This window comes from Chloroflexota bacterium (genome assembly GCA_026706485.1).
GTDB lineage: Bacteria > Chloroflexota > UBA11872 > UBA11872 > UBA11872 > JAJECS01.
Map to the genome: position 1 here is coordinate 97,576 of JAPOYR010000010.1, position 24,355 is coordinate 121,930.

25 protein-coding genes are annotated in these 24,355 nt (G+C 66.6%); 12 read left to right on the top strand and 13 right to left on the bottom strand.

Features of this window, described 5'->3' with window-relative positions:
- Positions 1–33 precede the first annotated feature (33 nt).
- From nuoD to OXG79_08130, 9 genes are read left to right on the top strand one after another with little or no spacing between them, the layout of a single operon-like run.
- Positions 34–1,203 carry an NADH dehydrogenase (quinone) subunit D gene (gene nuoD, locus OXG79_08090; protein MCY3783729.1) on the top strand — a complete coding sequence of 390 codons (1,170 nt, stop codon included), beginning with the start codon at positions 34–36 and terminating at the stop codon, positions 1,201–1,203.
- Entirely contained in the window at positions 1,200–3,632 is a 2,433-nt protein-coding gene (locus OXG79_08095) for a molybdopterin-dependent oxidoreductase (protein MCY3783730.1), read from the top strand. The genes nuoD and OXG79_08095 overlap by 4 nt, the downstream gene beginning before the upstream one ends.
- Positions 3,633–3,635: 3 nt before the next feature.
- The gene (gene nuoH, locus OXG79_08100; protein ID MCY3783731.1) at positions 3,636–4,637 is read left to right on the top strand and encodes an NADH-quinone oxidoreductase subunit NuoH; all 1,002 of its coding nucleotides are present in this window, start codon (positions 3,636–3,638) and stop codon (positions 4,635–4,637) included.
- A gap of 7 nt (positions 4,638–4,644) precedes the next feature.
- Positions 4,645–5,136, top strand: a complete 492-nt coding sequence (locus OXG79_08105) for an NADH-quinone oxidoreductase subunit I (protein ID MCY3783732.1) — start codon at positions 4,645–4,647, stop codon at positions 5,134–5,136.
- Positions 5,129–5,719 carry an NADH-quinone oxidoreductase subunit J gene (locus tag OXG79_08110; GenBank protein ID MCY3783733.1) on the top strand — a complete coding sequence of 197 codons (591 nt, stop codon included), beginning with the start codon at positions 5,129–5,131 and terminating at the stop codon, positions 5,717–5,719. Before OXG79_08105 ends, OXG79_08110 begins: the two co-directional genes overlap by 8 nt.
- A complete protein-coding gene (gene nuoK, locus OXG79_08115) occupies positions 5,716–6,018 on the top strand; it encodes an NADH-quinone oxidoreductase subunit NuoK (protein MCY3783734.1) in 303 nt (100 codons plus the stop codon). The genes OXG79_08110 and nuoK overlap by 4 nt, the downstream gene beginning before the upstream one ends.
- A 30-nt stretch (positions 6,019–6,048) precedes the next feature.
- Positions 6,049–7,980 carry an NADH-quinone oxidoreductase subunit L gene (nuoL, locus tag OXG79_08120; protein MCY3783735.1) on the top strand — a complete coding sequence of 644 codons (1,932 nt, stop codon included), beginning with the start codon at positions 6,049–6,051 and terminating at the stop codon, positions 7,978–7,980.
- Positions 7,977–9,458: an NADH-quinone oxidoreductase subunit M gene (locus tag OXG79_08125; GenBank protein MCY3783736.1), complete on the top strand. Its 1,482-nt coding sequence runs from the start codon at positions 7,977–7,979 to the stop codon at positions 9,456–9,458. The genes nuoL and OXG79_08125 overlap by 4 nt, the downstream gene beginning before the upstream one ends.
- Before the next feature lie 4 nt (positions 9,459–9,462).
- On the top strand, positions 9,463–10,992 hold the full coding sequence (locus OXG79_08130) for an NADH-quinone oxidoreductase subunit N (protein MCY3783737.1): 1,530 nt from the start codon (positions 9,463–9,465) through the stop codon (positions 10,990–10,992).
- A 12-nt stretch (positions 10,993–11,004) separates the two neighbouring features.
- On the opposite strand, the gene OXG79_08135 is transcribed toward OXG79_08130, so the two are convergent.
- The 5 genes from OXG79_08135 to fabF all read right to left on the bottom strand — a co-directional run bounded on the left by OXG79_08135 (position 11,005) and on the right by fabF (position 15,068).
- Positions 11,005–12,357, bottom strand: a complete 1,353-nt coding sequence (locus tag OXG79_08135; GenBank protein MCY3783738.1) for an aminotransferase class III-fold pyridoxal phosphate-dependent enzyme — start codon at positions 12,355–12,357, stop codon at positions 11,005–11,007.
- 148 nt (positions 12,358–12,505) lie between these two features.
- Positions 12,506–12,745: an acyl carrier protein gene (gene acpP / locus OXG79_08140; protein MCY3783739.1), complete on the bottom strand. Its 240-nt coding sequence runs from the start codon at positions 12,743–12,745 to the stop codon at positions 12,506–12,508.
- 3 nt (positions 12,746–12,748) lie between these two features.
- On the bottom strand, positions 12,749–13,366 hold the full coding sequence (locus OXG79_08145; protein ID MCY3783740.1) for a biotin transporter BioY: 618 nt from the start codon (positions 13,364–13,366) through the stop codon (positions 12,749–12,751).
- A gap of 3 nt (positions 13,367–13,369) precedes the next feature.
- Entirely contained in the window at positions 13,370–13,810 is a 441-nt protein-coding gene (locus OXG79_08150) for a biotin/lipoyl-binding protein (GenBank protein ID MCY3783741.1), read from the bottom strand.
- A 16-nt stretch (positions 13,811–13,826) separates the two neighbouring features.
- On the bottom strand, positions 13,827–15,068 hold the full coding sequence (fabF, locus tag OXG79_08155; protein ID MCY3783742.1) for a beta-ketoacyl-ACP synthase II: 1,242 nt from the start codon (positions 15,066–15,068) through the stop codon (positions 13,827–13,829).
- Between the two features lie 191 nt (positions 15,069–15,259).
- Between fabF and OXG79_08160 the strand changes: the two genes are divergently transcribed.
- Positions 15,260–16,324: a ketoacyl-ACP synthase III gene (locus tag OXG79_08160; GenBank protein ID MCY3783743.1), complete on the top strand. Its 1,065-nt coding sequence runs from the start codon at positions 15,260–15,262 to the stop codon at positions 16,322–16,324.
- Here the strand turns inward: OXG79_08160 and OXG79_08165 are convergent.
- A complete protein-coding gene (locus OXG79_08165) occupies positions 16,321–17,520 on the bottom strand; it encodes a PLP-dependent aminotransferase family protein (protein ID MCY3783744.1) in 1,200 nt (399 codons plus the stop codon). The two genes, OXG79_08160 and OXG79_08165, sit on opposite strands and share 4 nt — an antisense overlap.
- Positions 17,521–17,589: 69 nt before the next feature.
- On the opposite strand from OXG79_08165, the gene OXG79_08170 reads away from it, so the two are divergent.
- The gene (locus tag OXG79_08170) at positions 17,590–18,120 is read left to right on the top strand and encodes an HIT domain-containing protein (protein ID MCY3783745.1); all 531 of its coding nucleotides are present in this window, start codon (positions 17,590–17,592) and stop codon (positions 18,118–18,120) included.
- Here the strand turns inward: OXG79_08170 and lepB are convergent.
- Complete coding sequence (gene lepB / locus OXG79_08175) at positions 18,098–18,676, bottom strand: signal peptidase I (GenBank protein ID MCY3783746.1); 579 nt, start codon at positions 18,674–18,676, stop codon at positions 18,098–18,100. The genes OXG79_08170 and lepB overlap by 23 nt on opposite strands.
- 106 nt (positions 18,677–18,782) lie before the next feature.
- On the opposite strand from lepB, the gene OXG79_08180 reads away from it, so the two are divergent.
- A complete protein-coding gene (locus OXG79_08180; protein MCY3783747.1) occupies positions 18,783–19,718 on the top strand; it encodes an RluA family pseudouridine synthase in 936 nt (311 codons plus the stop codon).
- A gap of 21 nt (positions 19,719–19,739) precedes the next feature.
- On the opposite strand, the gene tatC is transcribed toward OXG79_08180, so the two are convergent.
- Genes tatC through rpmF form a run of 6 tightly spaced genes read right to left on the bottom strand, consistent with a single transcriptional unit; the run spans position 19,740 to position 24,347 of the window.
- The gene (gene tatC / locus OXG79_08185; GenBank protein ID MCY3783748.1) at positions 19,740–20,567 is read right to left on the bottom strand and encodes a twin-arginine translocase subunit TatC; all 828 of its coding nucleotides are present in this window, start codon (positions 20,565–20,567) and stop codon (positions 19,740–19,742) included.
- Between the two features lie 15 nt (positions 20,568–20,582).
- Positions 20,583–21,014: a transcription antitermination factor NusB gene (gene nusB / locus OXG79_08190; protein MCY3783749.1), complete on the bottom strand. Its 432-nt coding sequence runs from the start codon at positions 21,012–21,014 to the stop codon at positions 20,583–20,585.
- A gap of 2 nt (positions 21,015–21,016) precedes the next feature.
- A complete protein-coding gene (locus tag OXG79_08195; protein ID MCY3783750.1) occupies positions 21,017–22,375 on the bottom strand; it encodes an acetyl-CoA carboxylase biotin carboxylase subunit in 1,359 nt (452 codons plus the stop codon).
- Positions 22,376–22,381: 6 nt separating this feature from the next.
- Positions 22,382–23,146 (bottom strand): 3-oxoacyl-[acyl-carrier-protein] reductase, encoded by a 765-nt coding sequence (gene fabG, locus OXG79_08200; protein MCY3783751.1) that lies wholly within the window; start codon positions 23,144–23,146, stop codon positions 22,382–22,384.
- Positions 23,139–24,131, bottom strand: a complete 993-nt coding sequence (locus OXG79_08205) for an ACP S-malonyltransferase (GenBank protein ID MCY3783752.1) — start codon at positions 24,129–24,131, stop codon at positions 23,139–23,141. The genes fabG and OXG79_08205 overlap by 8 nt, the downstream gene beginning before the upstream one ends.
- A gap of 15 nt (positions 24,132–24,146) precedes the next feature.
- Positions 24,147–24,347 carry a 50S ribosomal protein L32 gene (gene rpmF / locus OXG79_08210; GenBank protein MCY3783753.1) on the bottom strand — a complete coding sequence of 67 codons (201 nt, stop codon included), beginning with the start codon at positions 24,345–24,347 and terminating at the stop codon, positions 24,147–24,149.
- Between the last annotated feature and the right edge of the window lie 8 nt (positions 24,348–24,355).

Consider the following 24,355-nt stretch of genomic DNA (forward strand, 5'->3'; position numbering starts at 1 on the left):
TTCGGCGATATCGAACAGGTCAGCGAAAACCAGATGGTGCTCAACATGGGGCCGCAGCATCCCAGCACACACGGCGTGATGCGGTTGCTCATCGAGGTCGACGGCGAAACGGTCACCAAGTGCACGCCGGACGTGGGATTCCTGCACCGCGGCGTGGAGAAGCTCATCGAGACCCACGACTACCGCGGCGGCATCACGCTCACCGACCGCATGGACTACACCGCCGGCCCGTCGAACAACATGGGCTATCTCATGGCCATCGAGAAGCTGATGGGCATGGAGGACGAAATCCCGCTGCGGGCCAAGCTGCTGCGCACGGCGGTGGCCGAACTGTCGCGCCTGGCGTCCCATCACATCTGGATCGGCACGCACGCGCTGGACATCGGCGCCATGTCGGCCTTCCTGTGGTCCCTGCGCGAGCGCGAGAAGATCCTGTATCTCTTCGAGCAGGCCTGCGGCGCGCGCCTCACAACGTCGTTCATGCGCGTGGGCGGCACCGGCCCGCACGACGTCCCCGAGAGTTGGGTGGAGAACGTTGATGCGTTTCTCGACAGCTATACCCTCGACGAGCTCAACAGCCTCCTCACCGGCAACGAGATCTTCCAGAGCCGCACTCGCGGCGTGGGCGTCATTCCCGCCGAGCAAGCCCTGAGCTACGGGCTCACCGGCCCTTCCCTTCGGGGATCGGGCGTGGACTGGGACCTGCGCAAAGCGCGGCCCTACGCCGCCTATGACTTGTGCGACTTCGAGATTCCCGTGTTCCCTGAGGGCGACGTCTACGCGCGCTACCTGGTGCGGCTCAACGAGATGTACCAAGCGACGCGGATCGTGCGGCAGTGCATGGAGCACCTCCGCGATCTGCCGCCGGACGCCCCGTCCAACGCGGACCGTCCCGACCTGGTGCCGCCGGACGTGGGGCGGGTGCCATTCGACATGGAAGCGATGATCAATCACTTCAAGCTGGTCATGCACGGAGTCCAACCCCCGGTCGGCGAGGCCTACTTCGGCATTGAGGGCCCCAAGGGCGAGTTGGGCTACTACTTCGTAAGCGACGGCAGCGGCATGCCCTATCGCTGCCACGTACGCTCGCCGTCGTTCGTCAATCTCGGCGTCATGGAGGATGCGGCGGTCGGCGGCCTGATCGCCGACACCGTGGCGCTGATCGGAAGCATCGACATCGTGTTGGGCGAGGTGGACCGGTGAGCAACGAACTCATCAGCCTTACGGTTGACGGCGTCGAGGTGCAGGTGCCCGCGGGCTCCACGGTCCTGCAAGCCTGTGAGTCGATCGGCGTCGACATTCCAACGCTCTGTACCGATCCGCGTCTCGACCCTTACGGCGCTTGCCGCATGTGCGTGGTGGAGATCCAGCCCGGGCCGCCGCGGCCCATGGCCTCCTGCACCATGCAGGCCGCGCCCGGCATGAACGTGGTCACGGACAGCAAGTCGATCAAGGAAATCCGCAAGCACGTGATCGAGTTGCAGCTCCAGCACCACCCGCTGGACTGCCCCTACTGCGACCAGGCCGGCACGTGCGAGCTGCAAGACGAGACCTTCGATCAGGAGATCTTCCAAAGCCCCTACGAGACGGTGCCCAAGGCCCATCCCGAGGAAATCCTCAACGAGGTGATCCTCATCAACCACAACCGCTGCATCCTGTGCGGCCGCTGCGTGCGGATCTGCGACGAGCAGATCGGCGTCTACGCCCTTGACTTTGTCCATCGGGCCATCGGCACGTTCATCGCGCCGGCGCAACACAAGGAGATGGACTGCGAACGCTGCGGCATGTGCATCGAGACGTGCCCGGTGGGCGCGCTGCTCAGCCGCCCGTTCAAGCATGCGGCACGGAGCTGGCAGACCGACAAGACCGCGTCGACTTGCCCGCACTGCTCGGTGGGCTGCTCATTGCTCGTGGAGTCCCGCCACGGCGACGTGGTGCGCACGCGCACCAACGGCCTGGAGGAACCGGCCAACGGCATCCTCTGCGCCAAGGGATTCTTCGGTCATTCGTTCGTCAACAGCGGCGACCGGCTGACGCAGCCGCTCATCCGCCGTGACGGGCGCCTGGAACCGGCAACCTGGCGTGAGGCCATTTCCCACGTCGGCGGCGCGCTGCGCGGCGTGATCGACCGCGACGGCCCCAGCGCGGTTGGCGCGGTCGGTTCGCCGAACTGCACCAACGAAGACAACTACGCCCTGCAGCGATTTACGCGAGACGTGATCGGCAGCAACAACGTCTACAGCCAGTCCGGCGGCTTCCACGAGACGTTCCACGCGCTCACGTCGGTGCTGGGCGGCCAGGCCGTACTGCGATCACAAAATGAGCTGCTGGAGTCGGACGTGATCCTGGTGATCGGCGCCGACATCGGCCAGACCCACAACGTCATCGGTGCGCACATCAAGCGCGCCGCGCGGCGGAACGGCCGCCAGTTGCTCGTGGCCACGCGGCTGGCCAGCACACTCGACCGATACGCGGCGGCCACCGTGCGCGTGCGACCCGGCGGCGAGGCGGCATTGCTGGCCGCGCTGGCCGGGCGTGACGACCTGCCCGAAGCCGTGACCGGCGCTTCCGACGAATCGCTGCAGGCTATGCGCAAAGCCCTCGCGGCCGCCGGCTCCATTGCCGTCGTGTGGGATACCGGCGTTTGGACGCTGGGCCGCACCACGGAGTTGGCTTCAGCCGCGGCCGGCCTCGCGCAGGCGTTTGCGGACGTCCGCCTGTTTCCGCTGGCGGAACGGGCCAACACGGTGGGCACGCTGCTGACCGGAATGGCGCCCGACACGCTGCCGGGCTTGCGGCCCGTCAGCGATGCCGATGCACGGGCCGAGGTCGAGGGTGCGACCGGCGCGCCGCCGCCACAGGACCCGGGGCCGTCCCTCGACGCCTTCCTGGAGGGCGATGCCAAGGCGCTGTACGTGATGGGCGAGGACCTAGTCGGCAGTGCCGGCGATCCCGACGCCATGCGTGGGCAACTGGAAGGCCTCGATCTTCTGATCGTCCAAGACATCTTCATGAGCCCGACCGCCGAGGTGGCCGACGTGGTGCTTCCGGGCGCCTCGTTCGCGGAAAAGGGCGGCCACTTCACCAACTTCGAGGGTCGGCGCGGCGCGCTCGCTCCGGCCATCATCCCCGTCGGCGATTCCCGCCCGGACTGGGAGATCATCGCGAGGCTCGCCGCCGCGCTCGGCAACGACTTCGGCTGGCGATCGCACGAGCCGATCTCGGCGGAGCTCGAGCGCCTCTGGCGCATGCCCGACATCGAAGGCGGCGAGCCGGTCGCCGACCTCAACGGGGCGTTGGCGCAGACCAACGGTTCGGCGGGCTTCACGCTCGCCACCGAGCAGCACCTCTATACCGCCGGCGTGACCGGTCGGCACGCGCCGAGCCTGTCCCTGATGCTGCCGGAGGCCGTTGCCGAGCTCAATCCCTCGGACGCCCAGGACCTCGGCTTGGTCGACGGCGACCCCATCAGCGTGGCGTCGCACACCGGAGCGCTGAATCTCAAGACCCTGGTGGCGAGCCGGGTGCCGCGCGGCGTCGTCAATCTGCCGGACCGATTCCTCGATGCGCCGCCGCGGCGCCTCGACCCCACGGGCCCGAATGGGATTCCCGTGCAAGTGACGAAGCGTTAGCCGATGGACGGCTGGGAATGGCTGATCGTCGCCATCAAGTGCGTGGTGATCCTGCTGATCTTCCTGGGCGCGCCGCTGATCCTGGTGCTGGTCGAGCGCTGGACGCTCGGGCGCCTGCAATCGCGCATCGGCCCCAACCGCGTGGGGTGGAGCGGAACGCTGCAAACGGCGGCCGACGGGCTGAAGCTGGGCATCAAGGAAGACCTGATTCCACGCGGCGCCGACAAGCTCGTCTTCTGGTTTGGGCCGGTATTCCTGGTGGTGCCGGCGCTGGCCGCGTGGGCCATCGTGCCCGTTGGGCCGAAGGTCGGCCTCGGTCGAGACATCGGTTTGTGGGCCGTCGACCTGAACGTGGGCATCCTGTTCTTCCTCGCCATGGGCTCGCTGGGTGTCTACGGCGTGGTCATGTCGGGATGGTCGTCCAACAGCAAATACGCCCACTTCGGCGCGCTGCGCGCCAGCGCCCAGGTCATCAGCTACGAGCTCATCATGGGGCTGGCGGTGCTGGCCGTGATTCTCTACGCCGGGTCGCTCAGCCTCATCGATATCGTCGAGCAGCAGCGCGGGCTATGGTTCATCGTCCCGCAGTTCGTAGGGTTTCTGCTCTTCGTGATTGCCGGCGTGGCCGAGACCAATCGCGTGCCGTTCGACCTGCCGGAAGCCGAAAGCGAGATCGTCGCCGGCTTCCACGTGGAGTACTCCGGTATGCGATTCGCGATGTTCTTCATCGCCGAGTACGCCAACATCATCCTGATCTCGGCCATCATCACCACGCTCTATCTCGGCGGCTGGCTGGGCTGGACCATTCCGGGCATGGAAGGCCTAACCGGTATCGTCTGGTTCGCGCTGAAGACCGTCGCGTTCATTGCGATGTTCCTGCTGCTGCGGGCCGCCCTGCCCCGGCTGCGCTACGACCAGCTCATGAGCTTCTGCTGGAAGTTCCTCATGCCCATCGGAATCATCAACGTGCTTCTGGCCGCCGGCCTGCGCATGGCATGGAGTTGAGAACGCGATGCCGCTAGGTTCAGGAATTCTCAAAGGCTTCGCCACCGTCTTCAAGGTGGGCGCGCGCAAGCCGGCCACGATCATGTACCCCGAGAACGTGCGCGACATCGCCTATCGCTTCCGGGGTCAGGTCGGCATGCGCCGCGACGAGGTCACGAACGGCCTCACGTGCGTGGGCTGCGGACTCTGCGAGACGGCATGCCCGAACGACGTAATTCGTGTCGACACGAGCGAGGGGGAAGACGGCACCCGCGTGGTGGACCGCTATCTCTTCGACGTGGGTCGCTGCGTCTTCTGCTACTTCTGCATCGAGGCCTGCCCGGTCGACGCGCTCCAGCGAACCCACGACTTTCACCTGGTCACCGAGGATCGCCGCGGTCTGTTGATCGACGGCTTCAAGATGATTGAAATCTACGAGCACGATCTGGAAAACCGGTCGCTCGAAGACCAAAACATCGGTCCGGGAACACGTCCCCGGCTGTGGTTCGGCGATGACTGACAACCTCGCCGAAGTCATCGCCTTTTGGTATCTCGCCTTCATGGCCGTCACGGGCGGCGTGGGGGTGCTGGCGCTTCGCAACCCCGTGCACTCGGCCCTGTCGCTGGTCTACGTGATTTTCCACGTAGCCGGGCTGTTCGTGATCCTGGGCGCCGGATTCCTGGCCGTGGTCCAGATCATCGTCTACGCCGGCGCCATCGTGGTGCTGTTTCTCTTCACGCTGATGATGCTGGATATGCGCGGAATCGCGCACGAGCGGTTCGTCCACCGTCAGCTGTGGCTGGCGCTGCCGTTGGCCGTGCTGCTCGCGATTGAGGCCGTGTTCGTCGGCGTGGGCACGCCCGAGGTCCGCGAGGCGTTTCTGGGGGCATTTCCGCCGCAGACGATCTCGGACCTCGGCGGCAGCACCCAGGCCATCGCCGCGGTCCTGTTTAGCGAGTACCTGCTGCCGTTCGAGGTAGCCAGCGTCCTGCTGCTCGTCGCGGCCATCGGCGCGATCATCCTGGCGCGGCGCTTCGATCGCGAGCTCGAAGCCATGCCGGACGCAGCCGAGGCTGGCGAGTCGGGCGAGGCTGCCTCCTGATGGATCTCAACGCTTACCTGGTCGTCGGCGGCCTGCTCTTCTCGCTCGGAGTGCTGGGCACGCTGCTGCGCCGCAACATCATTGTGATGCTCATTTCGATCGAGCTGATGCTCAACGGCGCCAACCTCACGCTGGCGGCCTTCTCGACCTTCCTCGAGGACATGGCCGGCAACGTGATGGTCATCTTCTCGCTCACCGTCGCGGCGGCCGAGGTCGCCGTCGGTCTGGCGATCCTGGTCGCCCTGAGCCGCGTATTCCCCGTGGTCAACATCGACCAGTTGGACGATCTGCGCGGATGACCCCGCACCTCGCGCAGCAAGGCGGCGGCCGTGTTTGAGGTCGTCTGGCTGATCCCGTTCGCGCCGCTGTTGGGGTTCGTCGTCAACGGCGTCGCCGGGCGGCGCATCCCGCGCGCGACCGGCTGGATTTCCACCGGCGCCATCCTTGGCTCATTTGTGCTCACCGTCGCGCTGTGGATCGGCGGCATCACGGCGGACCAACCTGGCTGGACCTTCTATCCATGGGTCGATTCGGGCACGTTCGCCGTCAACATCGGCTTCCTGCTCGACCCGCTCGCCATCGTCATGCTGCTGGTGGTCACGGGCGTCAGCGCACTGGTGGCGCTCTACTCCGTGGGCTACATGGACCACGACGCGGCGAAGTCCCGGTTCCACACCTGGATTCCGCTCTTCGTGTTCAGCATGGTCATGCTGGTCATGTCGGACAACCTGCTCCAGCTCTTCATCTTCTGGGAAATGGTGGGGCTGTGCTCGTACCTCCTAATCGGCTACTGGCACGACCGACACAGCGCCAACATCGCCGCCACCAAGGCCTTCCTCGTCAATCGCATCGGAGACTTTGGGTTCATCATCGGCATCGTCCTGGCGTTCTTCCACTTCGACACGCTCCGTTATCGCGAGATCTTCGAGGTCATTGGCGACAAAGACCCGGCCATGACCACGGCCATCGCCTTCCTGCTGTTCGTCGGGGCCATGGGCAAGTCCGCCCAGTTCCCGCTCCACGTGTGGCTGCCGGACGCTATGGAAGGCCCTACACCCGTCAGCGCGCTGATCCACGCCGCCACGATGGTCACGGCGGGGGTCTACATCGTGGCGCGGATGAATCCGCTCTACACGGTTTCGCCCGAGGCCCTGATCTTCGTCGCCGCCATCGGGACGGTCACCGCTTTCGTCGCCGCGACCATCGCCCTGGTCCAAACCGACATCAAACGCGTGCTGGCGTATTCAACCGTGAGCCAGCTGGGGCTGATGTTCGTGGCCCTTGGGGCCGGTGCGTATTCCATTGCCATCTTCCACCTGGCGACGCACGCGTTTTTCAAGGCGCTGCTGTTCCTTGGGTCCGGCAGCGTCATCCACGCCCTCAACGACGAGCAGGACATGCGCCAGATGGGCGGGTTGTGGCGCAAGATGCCGCTCACCTACGGCACCTTCCTGCTCGGCGGCCTGGCCCTTGCCGCCGTGTTTCCGCTCGCCGGCTTCTGGAGCAAGGACGAGATCCTGGCCAGCGCGTTTCTGAAGGCCACCGCACCCGCGGGCGCGTCGCTTGCCGCCGACCACGGCGCGGGCATTTTCTGGCTCTTTTTCATCGTCGGCCTGGTGGTGTCGCTCATGACGGCGTTCTACACGCTGCGAATGATCCTGATGACGTTCCACGGCAAGCCGCGGAACCAGGAGCTCCACGACCACGCCCATGAATCGCCCTGGGTGATGACCCTGCCGCTCGGCATCCTGGCGATCGGCGCGGTCGTCGCGGGCGCAGCCCTCGGGATTCCGCCCGAGCACGGCTTTCTCCACGAGTATCTCTACAAGACGGCCGGCATCATCCACTTCGAGGGCGCCGGCGATCCGCCCACGGTGGCGCTCGCCGTCATCTCGACGGTGGTGGCGCTTGCCGGCGTGGCCATCGCCTACCTCGCCTACCGGCGGGGCGTTCCGATCCCGGACGCCGCGCGCCGTCTGGCTCCGGGCGCCGAGAAGCTTTTCCAGCGCAAGTGGTACATGGACCATCTCGGCGACGGCCTGATGGTGATGTTGACTCGCGCCATCGCCGTCGTGTCGTGGGGCTTTGACGCCGGCGTCATCGACGGCCTGGTGAACGCGTCAGGCACAGTCACGCGCCGCCTGAGCGGCGAAGTGCAGCGCTTGCAGACCGGCCAGGCGCAGAACTATGCCCTGCTCATGGTTGTGGGCATCGTGCTGGTTATCGGCGGGCTCATGATCTTCGGGGGGAACGCCTCATGAGCGGCGAAGCCGCACTCAATCTCCCGCTGCTGTCGCTGCTGCTGTGGCTGCCGCTGATCATCGGCATCCCCATGGTGCTGCTCGCGCGCACGCGTGACCTACAGGCGCTGTCGGCCTTCGGCGCCACGCTGGCTCAGCTGATCCTCGCGATCATCATCGTCATCACCTTCAACACCGAGTTCGATCCCGAGCTGGCCTATCAGCACGGCGAGTTCGCCGAGTGGATCCCGGCTCTCGGCATCAACTACAAGCTGGGGGTCGATGGCATCTCGATCCTGATGGTGCTGCTGACGGGCATCCTCGGTCCGGTCGTCGCGGCCACTTCGTGGCTGACGATCAAGACCCGAGCGCGCGAGTTTTTCCTGAATCTGCTGCTGCTGCAGACCGGAATGATGGGCGTGTTCGTCACGCTCGACTTCATCCTGTTCTACGTGTTCTGGGAAATGATGCTGATCCCGATGTACCTGATGATCGGCATCTGGGGCGGCGAGCGCCGCATCTACGCGACGATCAAGTTCTTCCTCTACACCTTCGCCGGCAGCGTGCTGATGCTGGTCGCGATTCTGGCGCTGCGCTTCAACACCGGCACCTTTGACATCGAGGCCATCCCGGCGCACATGCAGGACGCCGCGATCGGACTGCAACGGTGGGTGTTCGTGGCGTTCCTGCTCGCCTTCGCGATCAAGGTCCCCATGTTCCCCTTCCACACGTGGCTGCCCGACGCCCACGTGGAGGCCCCAACGGGCGGCAGCGTGCTGCTGGCGGGCGTGCTGCTAAAGATGGGCGCCTACGGTTTCCTGCGCTTCATGCTGCCGATGACGCCCGACGCCGTGGCCGACCTGCGCGGGCTGCTCATCGTGCTCTCGATCGTTGCCATCATCTACGGTGCCCTCGTCGCCATGGTCCAACCCGATCTCAAGAAGCTCATCGCCTATTCGAGCGTGAGCCATATGGGCTTTGTGACCCTGGGCATCTTCAGCGGCTCGCAGACCGGCATCGACGGCGCCATCATCCTGATGATGAGCCACGGGCTCGTCACCGGCGCGCTGTTTCTCGCCGTCGGCGTGGTCTATGACCGCGCCCACACCCGCCAGATTGCGGAGCTTGGCGGACTGGTGACGCGGATGCCGGCCTATGCCGTCGCGCTTGGATTCTTCACGCTGGCTTCGCTCGGGCTGCCGATGCTGAGCAGCTTCGTCGGCGAATTCCTCGTCCTGGTCGGGGCGTTCGACTACGGCATCGGCGCCGGCGTCACGGCCGCGATCGGCGTGGTGCTCGCGGCGGCCTACATGCTCTGGATGTACCAGCGCGTGGTGCTGGGCCGCCTGCGGAACGACGCGCTCAGCACGATCAGTGACATGAACCGCGTGGAGGCGGCGGCATTCGCCGCGCTGGCCGTGCTGGTGCTGTGGATCGGCATCTATCCGGCGACATTCATTGACATGATTACCGGCGCGACGGCCGGGTTGGTGAGCTAGCGCCATGGGCGAAGTCAACGCTGCCGACCTGACCTGGATTCTGCCGGAGATCATCGTGGCGGGCAGCGCCATGTTGCTGTTGCTGTGGACGGCGATCCTGCGCAACGACGACCGCTGGTGGTCGGTCAGCATCGCCTTGGGCGCCAACGCCATGGCGGGCATCGTGATGGCGTTGCGGCAGCCGATCGACGGCGGCGCGCTCGAAATCTTCAGCGGTCAGTTGGTCATCGACAGCTTCTCAACCTTCTTCCGCGCCCTGTTCCTGGTCGTCGGATCGCTTGCCGTCCTGACCGTCGCCCAACGCTTCGAGCGCGTACCGTTCACCGAGACGGCGGCCACCTTGCAGTTTTCGCTCAGCGGCATGCTGCTCATGGCCGGCGCCGTCGACTGGGTGACGGCGTTCATCGCCCTGGAGTTGATGGCGGTGCCGGTGTACGTGCTCACGGCCATGACGCGGTTCCGGCGAGACTCGGTCGAAGCGGCGATGAAATACCTCGTACTCGGCGCGTTTGCGACCGCGGTGCTGGTCTACGGCATCGCCTGGACCTACGGCCTCACGGGCACGACCTACTTTCCGGAGCTTGCCGAACGCATCATGACCGTCGGCGCTAGCCCGTGGATGCTGTTTGCCATCGGCCTCATCCTCGTCGGCTTTGGGTTCAAAGTCGCCGCGGTCCCATTCCACGCGTGGACGCCCGACGCCTACCAGGGCGCGCCCACGCCGCTGGCCGCATTTATCTCCGTAGGTCCGAAGGTCGCCGCCGTGGCGCTGCTTGCGCGCGTCGTCGGGCTCGGATTCGGATTCCAGGGCGCCGACACGGGCGCCGATCCAGCGGTTGTGCTCAACGTCGCTCTGGCCATCGCCATCATCGCCACCGCGACGATGATCGTCGGCAACCTCGTGGCCATCTCGCAGTCCAACATCAAGCGCATGCTCGGATATTCGAGCATTGCGCACACCGGCTACATGCTGGTCGGACTCGCGGCGGTCACGCGGGTCGAGACCGACACCGGATTCGCGTCATTCGACTTCGTGGGCCTGCCGTCGGTGCTGTTCTACGGCTTCGTCTACGCCTTCATGAACTTCGGCGCGTTCGCCGTTGCGCACGTCGTCGAGTATCAGACCGGAAGCAACGAGATCTCCGCATTCCGGGGCCTGATGCAGCGGTCCCCGGTGCCTGCGGCGGCCATGGCGGTGTTCATGCTTGGATTGACGGGCATCCCGCCGCTGACCGGCTTTTTCGGCAAGCTCTATATCCTTCAGGCCGCGGTTGAGTCGGACTTGGGCTGGCTCGCCATCGTGTTGGTCGTGACGTCGGTCGTTTCGGCGTTCTACTACCTGCGCGTGATCGTGCAGATGTTCATGAGCGATCCCGACGCCGAGGCAGCGTCGGACGGCGAGCCCTCAGCTGAAGTGGCCGACCTGCACACCGCCGTCATCACAGCCACCGCAGGCGCGACGTTGGCGCTTGGCATCGTCGGCGGCGGCATCCTGGCCTGGGCCCAGTCGTCCGTCGCGACGGGCCTCTTCTAGACCGCTACGGCCTCAGTCGGCCATCAGGTCGACGCACGCGGCGTCCACCCGGTCCAGCGTGTCGTCGATGACCGTTGCGTCGTGCGCGGTGCCGAAGCCGTGGTGGCCAACCACCACCTCGTAGACGTGGAAATAGACGCCGCGCGCGTAGCAGGCCCGCGCGAATTGCTTCAGGGTGTCGGAGTCGTGGCCGGCGATGTCCTGATAGGCGCGCGGCTCCACGTCCGGGTCGAGGCCGAAGTAGAGCGCGAATCGCGGGCCGACGCCCTGCACGCGGCAGCGAATGTCCCGGTGCTCGAAGATGTCCCGCAAACCGCTGTACAACCGCTCCGACATCGCCAGCAGGCCCGTTTCACCGTCGAAGACGCCGGGAGCCTCCAGCGCATCGAGCGTGGCCAACGCCGCCTTGACGCCGAAGATGTGGCCGGAATACGTCCCGCTGTGGGCCGACTCGCCCAGCGGCGCCAACTCCGACATCACCTCACGCCGACCCGCGATGACCGCGAGCGGCACGCCGTTCGCCACCGCCTTGCCCAGCAGCGTCACGTCGGGCGTGACGCCGTAGAAGCCCTGCGCGCAGTCGGCGCCGGTGCGGAATCCCGACAAGACCTCGTCGAAGATCAGCACGCTGCCGTGATCGCGCGTGATCTCGCGCACGGCCCGCAGGTAGTCGATGTCCGCCAGCAGGGCGCCGGCGTTGTAGTTGATCGGCTCCATGATGACGGCGGCAATGTCCGTCCCATGACGCTCGAAGGCATGGTTCACGGCCGACAGGTCATTCCAGGGCACGACGATCACGGCGTCGGCAAACGCGGAAGGGATGCCCGCTGAATCCGCGGAGGTCTCCACGATCTCGCCGGGCGTGACCGTGCGAGGCTCCGGATGCGTGTTGTAGAGCACGTGCTCGTGGATGCCGTGGAAATGGCCCTCGAACTTGAGAATCTTCGTCCGTTGGGTATGGGCTCGCGCCAATCGGATCGCCGCCATCGTGGCTTCCGAGCCCGAGTTCGCGAAGCGCACCATCTCGGCCGAGGGCACCAGGTTCACGATGCGCCGCGCGAGCTGCTCCTGGTAGACCGTCTCGGGTCCGTGGATGATTCCCATGTCGAGCGCCTGCTCGATCGCCCCGCGTACGCCGGCGTGGTCATACCCGAGGATGACGGAGCCGAATCCGGAGAAATAGTCTAGATACCGGCGGCCGTCCGGCGCGATGATGTAGGGGCCTTCCCCACGGGCTGCGAGCATCGCCTGCCCCAGCGCCGCGTTTTCACGCGCCGTCCCCGAGATGCCGGCAACCAGGACCTCGCGCGCCGACTCGAAGTGGACGGCGGCTGAATCGGCCCGGGGCGGCCGCTCCACGTTCATTGGCGTGCTTTCAGGGTCACAACGCGTCGTCGCCGCTGCCGATAGTACCCGCGCGCCACGGGCTCATCCGCAGCCAAGGCATCAGTCGAAGGTACCCGGCGCGAACGGCCGACCGAAGCCCTACGACTATGGCCGCTCCGCAGTCGCCCTAACCCGACTCGACGTTCGTGTCGATGTAGTCCAGCGCGTCCTTGACGGAGACGATCTTCTGGGCGTCTTCGTCAGGAATCGTGATGTCGTATTCGTCCTCGAGCGCCATGATCAACTCAACCTGGTCCAGCGAGTCGGCGTTGAGGTCCTCGACAAACTTCGACTCCTCCCCGATGTCCTCGGCGGGGATATCAAGCTTGTCGGCGATTACGGCCACTACCCGTTCAAACGTTGCCACGCATTACCTCTCTCTGTGTAGCCCGGCACTGCTCGCAATGGTCGCCGCGATGGCGGCCTTGATGGCGTCGTACCAGATGAAAATCCCGGCGCCATTGAGCCAGGCCAGCCCCCACGGATTGGACTTGTCAGTGGCGAGCAGATAGTACAGGGCGAGGTGGTTGACGCCAAAGATGTAGATGATCGGAATGCCCGCCAGCGCGGCCGGCAACTCGACCTTGGCGAATCGCTCGATCACTCCCTGGCTGCCGTCCGATCGGGCCTCGTAGCGCCGGCGCAGAAACTGCGCAGTCAGACCCACCACCACCGCCGCGATGACAAATCCGTAGATGTACCCGGCCGACGGCGAGAAGAAGTAGGCCGGTCCGCCGCCGCGAGCGAAAATGGGCGCTCCGGCGAATCCGATGATTGCGTAGAGGCCCATGGAGGCGCCGGCGCGCCAGGGACCGAGCAGCAGGCCGGCCAGCAGCACCATCAACACCTGCAAGGTGTAGGGGACGGGTTCGGCCTCGACTTTGGCGTGCGCCGCCGGCCACATCATCACCGTGAATGCGCCAATGAGCAGGGCGTCGGACACCACAATGGACGGGCGGCGACGTACGGCTGTGATCACGGTCGACATGGGTTAAGGATACCCACCCTGGGCTGTAGCTTCCGCGTCCACGCGCAGCAGCGGCTGGCCCGCGGCCACGCCGTCACCGCTGCGCACCAGAACGCGCGCCACCCGCCCATCAACGTCGGACAGCACTTCGTTGAACACCTTCATGGCCTCGACGAGACCGACCAGGTCACCCTCGCGAATCTGCTGACCCACCTGCACAAACGCGGGATCGCCGGGCTTGGGCGTGGCGAAGAATGTGCCGGCAAGCGGCGCCCGCACCAGGTGGCCGGCCGGCTCCGCCGGCGCGACGGCAGCCGGAGCGCCCGCCGGTTCACGCACGGCCGAGAACCCGGCCCGGCGCAAGCTCACCCGCTCCGAGCCGATGCGGATCTCGAGCTCGGCGAGGTTGAAGTCGCGCATCGCGTTGAGCACGGCGGTCACGCGCTGCCGAACGTTGACGTTCACTCCGCAGCGGCCACCCCTAGCCGGCGTCAGACCCGACGATCAGCGCGGCGTTCTGTCCTCCGAAACCGAAGCTGTTCGACATCACCCGGCGGAGTGGCAACTCGCGAGCCTGGTTGGGCACGTAGTCCAAGTCGCAGGCCGGATCCGGCACCTCGTAGTTGATCGTCGGCGGCGCCACGTTATCCCGCAAGGCTTGCAGACAGAGAATGAGTTCCACGGCCCCCGCGGCGCCGATGAGGTGGCCCATCATCGACTTCGTGGAGCTGACCGGAACATCCGCCGCCCCGTTGTTGAAAATGGCCTTGAGGGCTTGGGTCTCGGCGGCGTCACCCTGTTCGGTGGCGGTGCCATGGGCGTTGACGTAGTCAATGTCGGAGCTGTCGAGCCGGGCGTTCCGCAGGGCGTTCTCCATGGCGAGACGTGCGCCGCGGCCGTCGGCCGGGGGCTGGGTCATGTGGAAGGCGTCGGCGGATGCGCCGTATCCCAGGAGCTCGCCGCAAATCTCAGCCCCTCGCGCCGTCGCATGCGCATGGGACTCGAGAATCAAGACTCCCGCGCCCTCGGCGGCGACGAATCCATCGCGATCCCTATCGAATGGACGCGACGCGCGCTCGGGCTCGTCGTTTCGCGTCGAGAGCGCCCGCCCGGCGCAGAATCCGGCGAGACCAATGGGCGAAATCGCGCCTTCGGTGCCGCCCGCCAGCATGACGTCCGCCTCGCCGCGCCTGATGACCTCGGCCGCCTCACCGATGGAGTGCGCGCCTGTCGCGCAGGCGGAGACCACGGCGAGATTGGGCCCCTCGATCCCGTACTCCATCGAGACCATTCCGGCGGCCATGTTCCCGATGATGAGCGGAATCAGGAAAGGGCTTACCCGGGACGGGCCGCGTTCGCGGAGCACATCGGTTTGGTTCTGCAGGAACACCAGGCCGCCAATTCCGGTGCCTATGTAGACGCCGACACGGTGGCGATTGGCATCGGTGATTTCGAATCCCGAATGCTCGAGCGCCGCCCGCGACGCTTCCAGCGCAAACTGCGTGAACCGATCGGTGCGGCGCGCGTGCTTGGCGCCGAGCTTCGCCTTGGGGTCCCACGGGATGACCTCACCCGCGATCTGCGACGTAAAAGCGGCGGTATCGAAGGCCGTGATCCGCCCAATGCCGCTTCGTCCGCTCAGAACGGCCCGCCACGTCTCGTCGGCGTTGTCCGCGAGTGGGGTCACCGCCCCATAGCCTGTCACGACGACTCGATCGTCCATGGAAATCCGTGCTGATGCCATGAGGGCTGGCGCAAACATGGGATAGGCGCGCCGCAGCGAGTATATCGCGGGATGGGTCTCCGAATGCCATTTGCGTGGCGTCCGCGTCCGGTCGAACAAGAATCGGCTTCGCGCTATTCTGCGATGCGGGCCGCCACGGCGGCCGATTTTCGTCTACACCGAGAGGTTCCATGTCGGCCACGATCGTCGGTTGGGGAATGGCGGTCCCGGAGCAGATTTGGACCAATACCCATCTCGAGTCCATGGTGGACACCACCGATGCCTGGATCGTGTCGCGGACCGGCATCCGGCAGCGCCGAATCGCGGACGACGGCGACACGACCTTCAGCCTGGGACTCGACGCGGCCACGCGGGCGCTGGAGCAGGCGGGACTGACCGCGGCCGACGTCGACATGGTCATCGTGGCCACGCTCACGCCGGAAACGCCCATGCCGGCGACGGCCAACCTGATTCAGGACGCCATTGGAGCCCGCAGCGCCGGCGCGTTCGATCTCAATGCCGCCTGCGCCGGCTTCACCTACGGGCTGGAAATCGGGCGCGCGCTTATCGACGCCGGGTCGGCGCAGACCGTACTGGTGATCGGCTCCGAGACGATGTCACGGGTCGTCGATTGGACCGACCGCTCGACCTGCGTCCTGTTCGGCGACGGCGCGGGCGCCGTCGTCATGCAAGCCAGCGCCGCCGGGGGGATTCGGGGCAACTCGCTCGGCTCCGACGGAAGCGGAGCTCCGCTGCTGCACATTCCCGCCGGCGGCAGCAAGCTGCCCGCGAGCATCGAAACAGTACGGGATCGCCTGCATCTGCTCTCGATGAACGGGCGCGCGGTCTACAAGTTCGCCGTCAAGGCCACGGTCCGCGCGGCGGCCGTGGCCATGGCGCGCGCCGGGTGGCAGCCCAGCGACCTCGATCTCTTCATCCCACATCAAGCGAATCTGCGGATCATCGACGCCGTCGCCAATGAGCTGCGCTTGCCGGAAGAGCGGGTCATCGTCAACGCCGATTTCTACGGCAATACGTCGTCGGCGTCGATCCCAATCGCCCTCTGCGAGGCCATCGCTCAGGGGCGCGTGAATCAAGGTGACCGCCTTGTCCTGGTGGGTTTCGGAGCCGGGCTTTCCTGGGCCGCGGTGGCGGTGGAGTGGACAGCCCCAGTCACGCCGAGCGATGGCCGCGCGTCGGGCATGAGCGCCACCGTGCCGCAAAAGTCCGCATCGGCCGCGAGGCGCCTCCCCTAGTCCGCCAGGACCGCCTCAAGCCCCCGAACCAGTCGCCGCACGCCTTCCCGAATCTGGTCCTCGGGCAGATAGCTATAGGCCAGGCGAATATCGCGGCGCCGCGCGCCGTCGGCGAAGCAGTGGTGGCCGGCGAGATAGGTGACGCCGTGATCCTCAATCGTGGGACGAATCGCCTCGCTATCCACTCCCTCGGGCAGCGTGAGCCACACGAAGAAGCCGCCCACCGGGCGCGTCCAAGTGCATCCCAAGCGGGCCAACGGCTGCAATTCTTCGAGCATGGCGTCACGCCGGGCTCGATAGAGCGTGCGCAGCGCGGGCACGCGTTCGGACAACGCGCCGCCGGCTAGGTATTCCGCCGCTGCCCAAGCCGCAAACGGACTGCTCGCGCTGTCAGCCTTCAAGCTGCACATGGTCGCCACGTCTTCCGGATCGGCCAGGGCCCAGCCCAGCCGCATGCCGCCGGCGACGAGCTTTGAAAACGTGCCCATCTTGATGACCCGCTCGGATCCGGCCAGCGCATACAACGCCTTCGGGCGGCTGCCGTCGAAGATCAAATCGCCGTAGGCGTCATCTTCGAGAAGCGCCAGGTCGAGACGCTGCGCAAGGTCGGCGAGCTCCCGCCGGCGGGTATCCGACGCGTTGGTGCCAATCGGATTGTGGACCGTGGGCATGGTGTAGACGACGTTGGCCTCGGTGCCGGCGGTGCGCAGGCGCTGCACCGTTCCCTCAAGCGCCTCCGGGTCAATCCCCTGCTCATCCGCGGGAACCCCAACAACCTCGAGACCAAGCCCGCGCAAGAACCACAATGCGCCGATGAAGGTGGGCGACTCGACCAGAATGGTCCCGCCGGCCGGCACCAGCAAACGCGCGGTGAGCACAATGGCCTGCGACGCGCCGCTGGTGATGAGCACGTGTTCGGGACCCACCGGAAGGCCCTCGGTGGACCGCACCCAGTCGGCGACAAATGCCCGCAGCGGCTCGGGACCGGAGACGGGGCCGTATTGCAGCGCATCGGCGTTCCGCTGCGCCATGAGATCGCGGGTCACGCGGCCCAGATCGTCATACGGAAAACTCGCGGCGTCTGGAAACCCGAAGGCCAGGCTCAGCACTCCGGGCCGCTGCATCGACCAGTTCGGCCGCAGAGGGTTCTGCTCCATCGCCCGGGCAACCGGACTGTGAAAGCGGCTAAGGCTCATCCGCCGATCGTATCAGCGCGAGCCCGCCGCGCTCGGTACCATCCGCAGACAGGCCCCCGGGACACCCAGATGGTCTCGCAGCGACTTTGGAGCCCGTGGCGATTGGAGTACGTGGCGGCGGCGACCGACGAGACGTCCGATTGCCCGTTTTGCACCGACCACCTGACTGCGGACGGTCTTCCTGAGCTGATCGTCAAAGCCGGGCGGCTGACGTACGCCACCCTCAACCTGTTTCCCTACAACAACGGGCATCTCATGGTGCTGCCCTACCGTCACGTGGCGGACATCGTGGACCTGACGCCCGACGAGGCGGCTGAACTGATGCACCTCTTGACGCAAGGGCGGATGGCGTTGGGCAACGCGCTGGGACCGGATGCCTTCAATGTCGGAATGAACCTCGGCCGCGCCGCCGGCGCCGGCATCCCCGCCCACCTGCACTTTCACCTCGTGCCGCGCTGGGAAGGCGATACCAGCTTCATGGCCGTGACCGCCGACACCAAGGTGCTCCCGGAGTCGCTGGACCAAACAAAGCGCCGGCTGATCGAGGCGTGGCCCAGCGACGACGAAATGCCGCCGGCTACGCCGCCGGGAGCAGGCTGATGCGTTCCGGCGCCGGTTCGAAACCGGGGGAGGCGCCTTGCAGCACGCCAAAGCTGCCCACCGGCCAATACACCAGCCAGACCTTCCCTACGATCGCCGCCTCCGGCACGATGCGGAAGCGCCGCGAATCGATGCTTTGCCCTCGATTGTCGCCGAGCACGAAGTACCCCTGCTCGGGAACGACCAGGCTGCGGTCTCTCCCGGGTGCGGTTACTCCCGGAAAGTACGCGTCTTCATCCAGGCGACGCCCGTCCACATAAACACCGCCGTCGTGGAATTCGATCGTCTCATTTGGCAGCCCGACAATTCGCTTCACCAGGTCTTCCTCGGGATTGGCCGGCGATCGAAACACCACCACGTCGCCACGATCGGGCTTCGCGGCGACGTATGCCAGCTTGTTCACCAGGAGGAATTCCCCGTTTTCGAGAACGGGCACCATGCTGCCGCCGTCCACGCGAAAGTTCTGCACCACCATCCGCGTGCCGAAGAAGATCAGCAATGCCAGGAGCACGGTTTCCGTGATCTCGAGCAAGACATTGCTATTGCGCCGCAGCACCGCCGGAGCCATTCCCCATGAGACGGGCGGCCCGAACCGGGCGCGCCCGGCACGAGTATAGGCAGCGGCCACGCGCGGGCGCGGACGTGACGGCCAGGCCGCGACCGTGAGCGCGGCCGAGCAGAGCCTCGTCGTTCCCGATTCCGCTGCCGGACGCCGGCTGGACCGCTTTGTGGCCGATGCCGCCCCAGCGTTGAGCCGCACGCGCGCGGCCCGGCTGATCCAGGCCCAGCGTGTCCTGGTCAACGACGAGCCCCGAGACCCCGACTATCGCGTGTCTGCCGGCGACCACATCGTGGTTGAAGTCGACGAGATCCGCAGCTCCCTGGCACCCGATTTCCGCCCGCTGCGCGTGCTGCTCGAAACGCCCGATCTCGTCGTCGTTGACAAGCCGCCGGGGGTGGTCATGCACCCGGGAGCCGCCGATGAGCCGGCGACACTTGCCCATCAGCTGGTCGCCCACTATCCCGAGGCGGCCGCCATCGGCAATCCGCGCCGACCGGGCATCGTGCACCGCCTGGATCGCGACACCTCGGGCGTCGTCCTCATCGCGCGGACGGCGGCGGCCTACCATTCGCTCCAGCACGCGTTCGAGCGCCGCGAAGTCCGCAAGCGTTACCTGGCCGGGGTGCACGGCCGCCCTACGGTCGCAACCGCCGAAATCGATGCTCCCGTCGGCCGTCACCCGACCCGCCGCACCCACATGGCCGTCACCCGGTCAGGCCGCCCGGCCCAGACTGCCTACACGGTGCGTGCGACGAGCGCGAGCGCCGCACTGCTCGACGTGCGCCCGCGTACGGGTCGGACGCATCAGATTCGCGTGCACCTGGCGTCCATCGGCCACCCGGTGCTGGGAGATGCGCGCTACGGGCCGCAGCCGCCGGTGGCCACCCGCCAACTGCTGCACGCCTGGATGCTCGAGTTCACGGATCCGGCCGGTGATCGCTGGCGGGTGGCGGCCGCGCCCCCCGCCGACATGCGGCGCGAGCTGCGGGAAGTCGAGCTCGATCCGCCGGCCACGCCGCCCACCCGCAAGCTATGACTGCGGGCTAGACGACTCCGACTAAGTGCTCACCGCCGGTTCGGCGCCGGCCTGGCCGTCGGCCTCCTCCGGTTCATCCTCCGGCGCCGCCACGCGGGCCAGCACCACGCCGATCTCATAGAGCGCGTAGACCGGCACCGCCACCGATAGCTGGGTGAAGGGGTCCGGGGTGGGCGTGATGACGGCAGCCAGGATCACAATCGCGACGATGGCGTAGCGGCGGTATTTCCCCAGGGTGCTGGCCTTCACGACGCCGATCTTTGCCAGTGCAAAGATGAAGAACGGCGTCTCGAAGGCAATGCCAACCGCCAGCAGAATGCGCAAGACGAACGTGACCCAGGTCGCGACTGTGAACTCCGTGGCAATCGATCTCGGCGCGAATCCCGCCAGAAACCCAACCGTGAAACGCAAGACCACGAACCACGCGAACGCCGCCCCGATGAGAAACGCGACCGCGATCGCCGGAATGCTCAAGTACAGCCAGCGCTTTTCGTGCTCATAGAGACCCGGCGCCACGTACGCCAGCACCTGATACAGCACGATCGGACTGGCGATGCCCAACCCGACGATGATTGAAATCATGAAGAACGTGAACAGGGTTTCCGTGGGGGAAATCTGCTGCAAGATGGCGCCGCGCGGCAGCGGATACTGCACGACCTCGAACACGAAGTCCTTGAACGGCCAGACGATCAGGCTGGCCACAATGACGGCCAGCACGGCAATGGTGAGTCGGGTGCGCAGCTCCTGGAGGTGCTCGCGCAGCGTCATCACGCCGCCGAGTTCCGCCTGCGAGTCCTGCGACTCTTCCTCGGGCTCCTGCGGGGGTTGGGCAGGTCGGTCCGCGTCCATAGCCAAGCCTACCGCCTACGACGCCGGCGAGTCCGCCTGTCGCCTCACGTGAGTCCCCAGCGCGCCGTTGACGAGACGCCGCCCGCCCTCCGTGCAGTATTGCTTCGCAAGCTCCACCGCCTCGTTGATCGCCACCGCCGGCGGCACGCGACCGGAGTCGATCTCGGCGATGCCGATTCGCAGAATAGCCACCTCGAGTTGGGCCATCTGGGCGATGGGCCATGCGGGGGCCAACTCGCTGATTGTCGCATCCAGGTCACCCAAACGCGCCGCGACCTCCTGGACAAGAGTCTCAGCGTAGGCCCGCGCGTCAGCCGCCAGGCCCAGTTCATGTTTCCGCGACGCGAAGAGATCCAGCGGATCGCCGCCGCGCATCGACGCTTCGAACAGCAGGCGCATGGCGGCTTCGCGGGCGGCGCGTCGGTCGCGGCGCGGGCGTGCAGCCACCGTTAGGCCGTTACGCCGTCCACCCGGTCGTGCAGGGCTTCGACATATCCCACGTCGTAGGTACCTTCGGCGAACTGCGCGTCATTCAGCACGGCCTGGTGAAAGGCCAGGTTGGTCGCCGGGCCCTCGATCATCGTCTCGGCCAGGGCGCGACGCGACCGATCGACGGCCTCCGCACGCGACTCGCCCCACACGATGAGCTTTGCCAGCAGCGAATCGTAGAACGGCGGCACCTCATAGCCGGCGTACACGTGCGTGTCCACGCGCACCCCGTAGCCACCGGGAAAGTGCAGCCGCGCGATCCGCCCGGAATCCGGGCGGAAGTCGCGCGTCGGATCTTCGGCCGTCAATCGAAACTCGATCGCATGGCCGTTGCGGCCCACGTCCGCCTGGGAAACGCCGAGCGACTCGCCGCCGGCGATACCGAGCTGCGCGGCAACCACATCCAGACCGGTGATCGCTTCGGTGATGGGGTGTTCCACCTGAATGCGCGCGTTGGCTTCCATGAAGAAGAAGTCGCCGCTCGCGTCGACCAGGAATTCGACGGTGCCCGCGCTGTGGTAGTTGAGCGCCTGCATCAGCCGCACCGCGGCCTGTGTGATGTCATCGCTCAGACCGTGCGGCAGATTGGGCGCCGGGGCCTCCTCGATGAGCTTCTGATAGCGGCGTTGAATCGAGCACTCGCGATGCCACGCGTGCAGCACGGTTTGCCCGTCGCCGATCACCTGCACCTCGACGTGACGGGGCGACTCGATCAGTTTTTCGACGTAGAGGTCGCCGCTGCCGAATGAGGCGCGCGCTTCGGCCTGCGCCAGCGAGAAAAGCCCGGTCAACTCATCGGGATCGGCAACCGGTCGGATGCCGCGGCCCCCGCCGCCGGCCGCCGCCTTGAGCACCACCGGGAACCCAATCTCCCGCGCGACTTCACGCGCATGGGTGGCGTCGCGCACCGGCTCCTCGGACCCGGGAACGACCGGCAGGCCTGCCGCCACCGCCGCCGCACGGGCCTGAACCTTGTCGCCCAACGCCCGAATGGTGTCGGGGGCCGGTCCCACGAACGTCAGGTTGTAGCGGGCGCACACCTCGGCGAAGTAGGCATTTTCGGCCAGGAACCCGGCGCCGGGGTGCACCGCGTCGGCACCGGTGTTGAGCGCGGCGCCGATGATGTTAGGGACATTCAGATAGCTCGCGCTCGAGGCCGCGGGACCGATGCACACCGACTCGTCCGCAATTCGCACCGGAAGACTGTCCGCATCGGCCTCCGAGTAGATGGCCACGGTTCCAATCCCGAGGTCATGACACGCCCGAATGACTCGCACCGCCATTTCGCCGCGGTTGGCCACCAGTACTTTTTCAAGCACTCGGCGTCATCCCATGTGGAGGCCGCCGTCGATCGTCATGACCTGCCCGGTGATATAGGAAGCGTCGCTGGATGCGAGAAACGCCACCGCGCCGGCAACGTCGTCAGGCGTGGCGAAGCGCCCCAACGGGATGCGGTCGATGATCCACTTGCGAAGCTCTCCCTCCAGATCATCGGTCAGCGGGGAGATGACGAATCCCGGCGCGACGGCATTCACCGTGATCCCACGAGCGGCCACCTCGCGCGCCAGCGCAAGAGTGAATCCGACCAGCCCGGCCTTAGCGGCGGCGTAGTTCGTTTGACCGGCGTTGCCTCCGGTTCCGGCCACCGAGGAGATGTTGATAATTCGCCCGTCGCGCTGCCGCAGCATGCCCCGCACCGCCCGCCGGGAGCAGGCGAAGGCCGAACGCAGATTCGTACGAATCACGTCGTCCCAGTCCTCGTCCCGCATCCGCATCAGCAGCGAGTCTCGAATGATGCCGGCGTTATTGATCAGCACGTCCAGGCCGCCGAGGACTCGGATTGCCTCGTCCACGACGTGGTTGGCGCCCTCGGTGGTCGACAGCTCACCTCCAACGACCACGGCCGATCCGCCCGCATCCTGGATTGACGCGGCGAGCTCTCGCGCCTTGGCCTCGTTTCGGTTGTAGTGCAGCACCAGACGCGCACCCTCGGCACCCAGGCGACGCGCGTACGCCTCGCCCAGCGCGCCCGAGGCCCCCGTGATCAACGTCCGCCGATCGGTCAGGCGGCCAGCTATGGGGTCAGACATTGCGCAGTTCCTTCGCCGCGGCGTCGGCCGAATCAGCATCGTAGACGTTGAGCAGGGAAACGTCTTGCCTTGCGCGGCGCAGCATGCTCGTCAGCAGGCCCTTGTGCCCGAATTCCACGATGTGGGTCACACCCAACGCACCGAGTGTGCCCACCCCGCGCCACCACTGCAACGGGGCCGCCACGTGCTCGGCGAGTTCCACGCGCAACTCGGCGGCCGTGTGCAGCGGCTGGCCGTCCATGTTGGCGATGACCGGAATCCGGGGATCCGTGAGCGGCGCGGCCAGCAGGCGCTCGCGCATCACATCGCGCGCCGGCAGCATGGCAGCCGTGTGAAACGCCCCGGAGACGTCCAGCGGCACCACTCGCCGCGCACCGGCCGCCTTGGCCGCCTCGGGAAGCTCGTCCAGCGACGCCAGATCTCCGCCAACCACCACCTGGCCCGGCGTGTTGATGTTGGCAACGGAGAGATAGCTCCCCGGCACACGCGCGCGAATCTCGGCCACGACGGTTTCCGTCTGATCCGGATCCAGACCCAGAACAGCGCTCATGCGTCCCGGCCGGTGCGCCGCGGCCTGCTGCATTGCCTCTCCGCGCGCGGCAACCATGGCCATCGCGGTGCGAGTGTCGAGCGACCGGGCGACGGCAACGGCGGCCCACAAGCCCACGCTGTGCCCGGCCAAGGCGCGCACGGGCAGCGTATGGCCGTCGCTGCGCGCGTCCTGGCCCAGAGCTTCGGTGAACGTGGCAAACGCCGCGAGGGCCACGGCCACGACGGCCGGCTGCTGGACGCGGGTAGGGTGTAATGCCTCATCGGGACCGTGGAAGCAAAGCGCGGCCAGATCATCGCCAAAGGCCGAGTTTGCGGCGGCAAATACCTCGCGCGCGGCGCCGGATCGGGCAAAGAGGTCCCCGCCCATCCCGGCCGCTTGGGCGCCCTGGCCCGGAAAGACGAAGGCAATCCCTGGCTTGCCGGCGGTCGTCACCGCCGCCCGCGCCCGCTACCGATACTTGGCAGCCTGCTCGCTCGGCTCAACGACCACGGTGCCGCGCAGATTGCCGCACACCCCGCAGACGTGATGGCTTCGCATCAGCGCGTGACAGGTTGGGCAACGCACCAGGGTCGGGCTGGCAACGCGGATTTGATTGCGGCGACGGCGGCGGCGCGAACGCGTCAGCCGTCGTTTAGGTTGAGCTCCCATAGGCTCCC

Coding starts and splice junctions, on each gene's coding strand:
- nuoD (MCY3783729.1), top strand. CDS start 34: ATGGTGCTCAACATGGGGCCGCAGCATCCCAGCACACACGGCGTGATG.
- nuoH (MCY3783731.1), top strand. CDS start 3,636: ATGGACGGCTGGGAATGGCTGATCGTCGCCATCAAGTGCGTGGTGATC.
- OXG79_08105 (MCY3783732.1), top strand. CDS start 4,645: ATGCCGCTAGGTTCAGGAATTCTCAAAGGCTTCGCCACCGTCTTCAAG.
- OXG79_08110 (MCY3783733.1), top strand. CDS start 5,129: ATGACTGACAACCTCGCCGAAGTCATCGCCTTTTGGTATCTCGCCTTC.
- OXG79_08125 (MCY3783736.1), top strand. CDS start 7,977: ATGAGCGGCGAAGCCGCACTCAATCTCCCGCTGCTGTCGCTGCTGCTG.
- OXG79_08130 (MCY3783737.1), top strand. CDS start 9,463: ATGGGCGAAGTCAACGCTGCCGACCTGACCTGGATTCTGCCGGAGATC.
- OXG79_08135 (MCY3783738.1), bottom strand. CDS start 12,357: ATGAACGTGGAGCGGCCGCCCCGGGCCGATTCAGCCGCCGTCCACTTC.
- OXG79_08145 (MCY3783740.1), bottom strand. CDS start 13,366: ATGTCGACCGTGATCACAGCCGTACGTCGCCGCCCGTCCATTGTGGTG.
- fabF (MCY3783742.1), bottom strand. CDS start 15,068: ATGGACGATCGAGTCGTCGTGACAGGCTATGGGGCGGTGACCCCACTC.
- OXG79_08160 (MCY3783743.1), top strand. CDS start 15,260: ATGTCGGCCACGATCGTCGGTTGGGGAATGGCGGTCCCGGAGCAGATT.
- OXG79_08165 (MCY3783744.1), bottom strand. CDS start 17,520: ATGAGCCTTAGCCGCTTTCACAGTCCGGTTGCCCGGGCGATGGAGCAG.
- OXG79_08170 (MCY3783745.1), top strand. CDS start 17,590: ATGGTCTCGCAGCGACTTTGGAGCCCGTGGCGATTGGAGTACGTGGCG.
- tatC (MCY3783748.1), bottom strand. CDS start 20,567: ATGGACGCGGACCGACCTGCCCAACCCCCGCAGGAGCCCGAGGAAGAG.
- fabG (MCY3783751.1), bottom strand. CDS start 23,146: ATGTCTGACCCCATAGCTGGCCGCCTGACCGATCGGCGGACGTTGATC.
- rpmF (MCY3783753.1), bottom strand. CDS start 24,347: ATGGGAGCTCAACCTAAACGACGGCTGACGCGTTCGCGCCGCCGCCGT.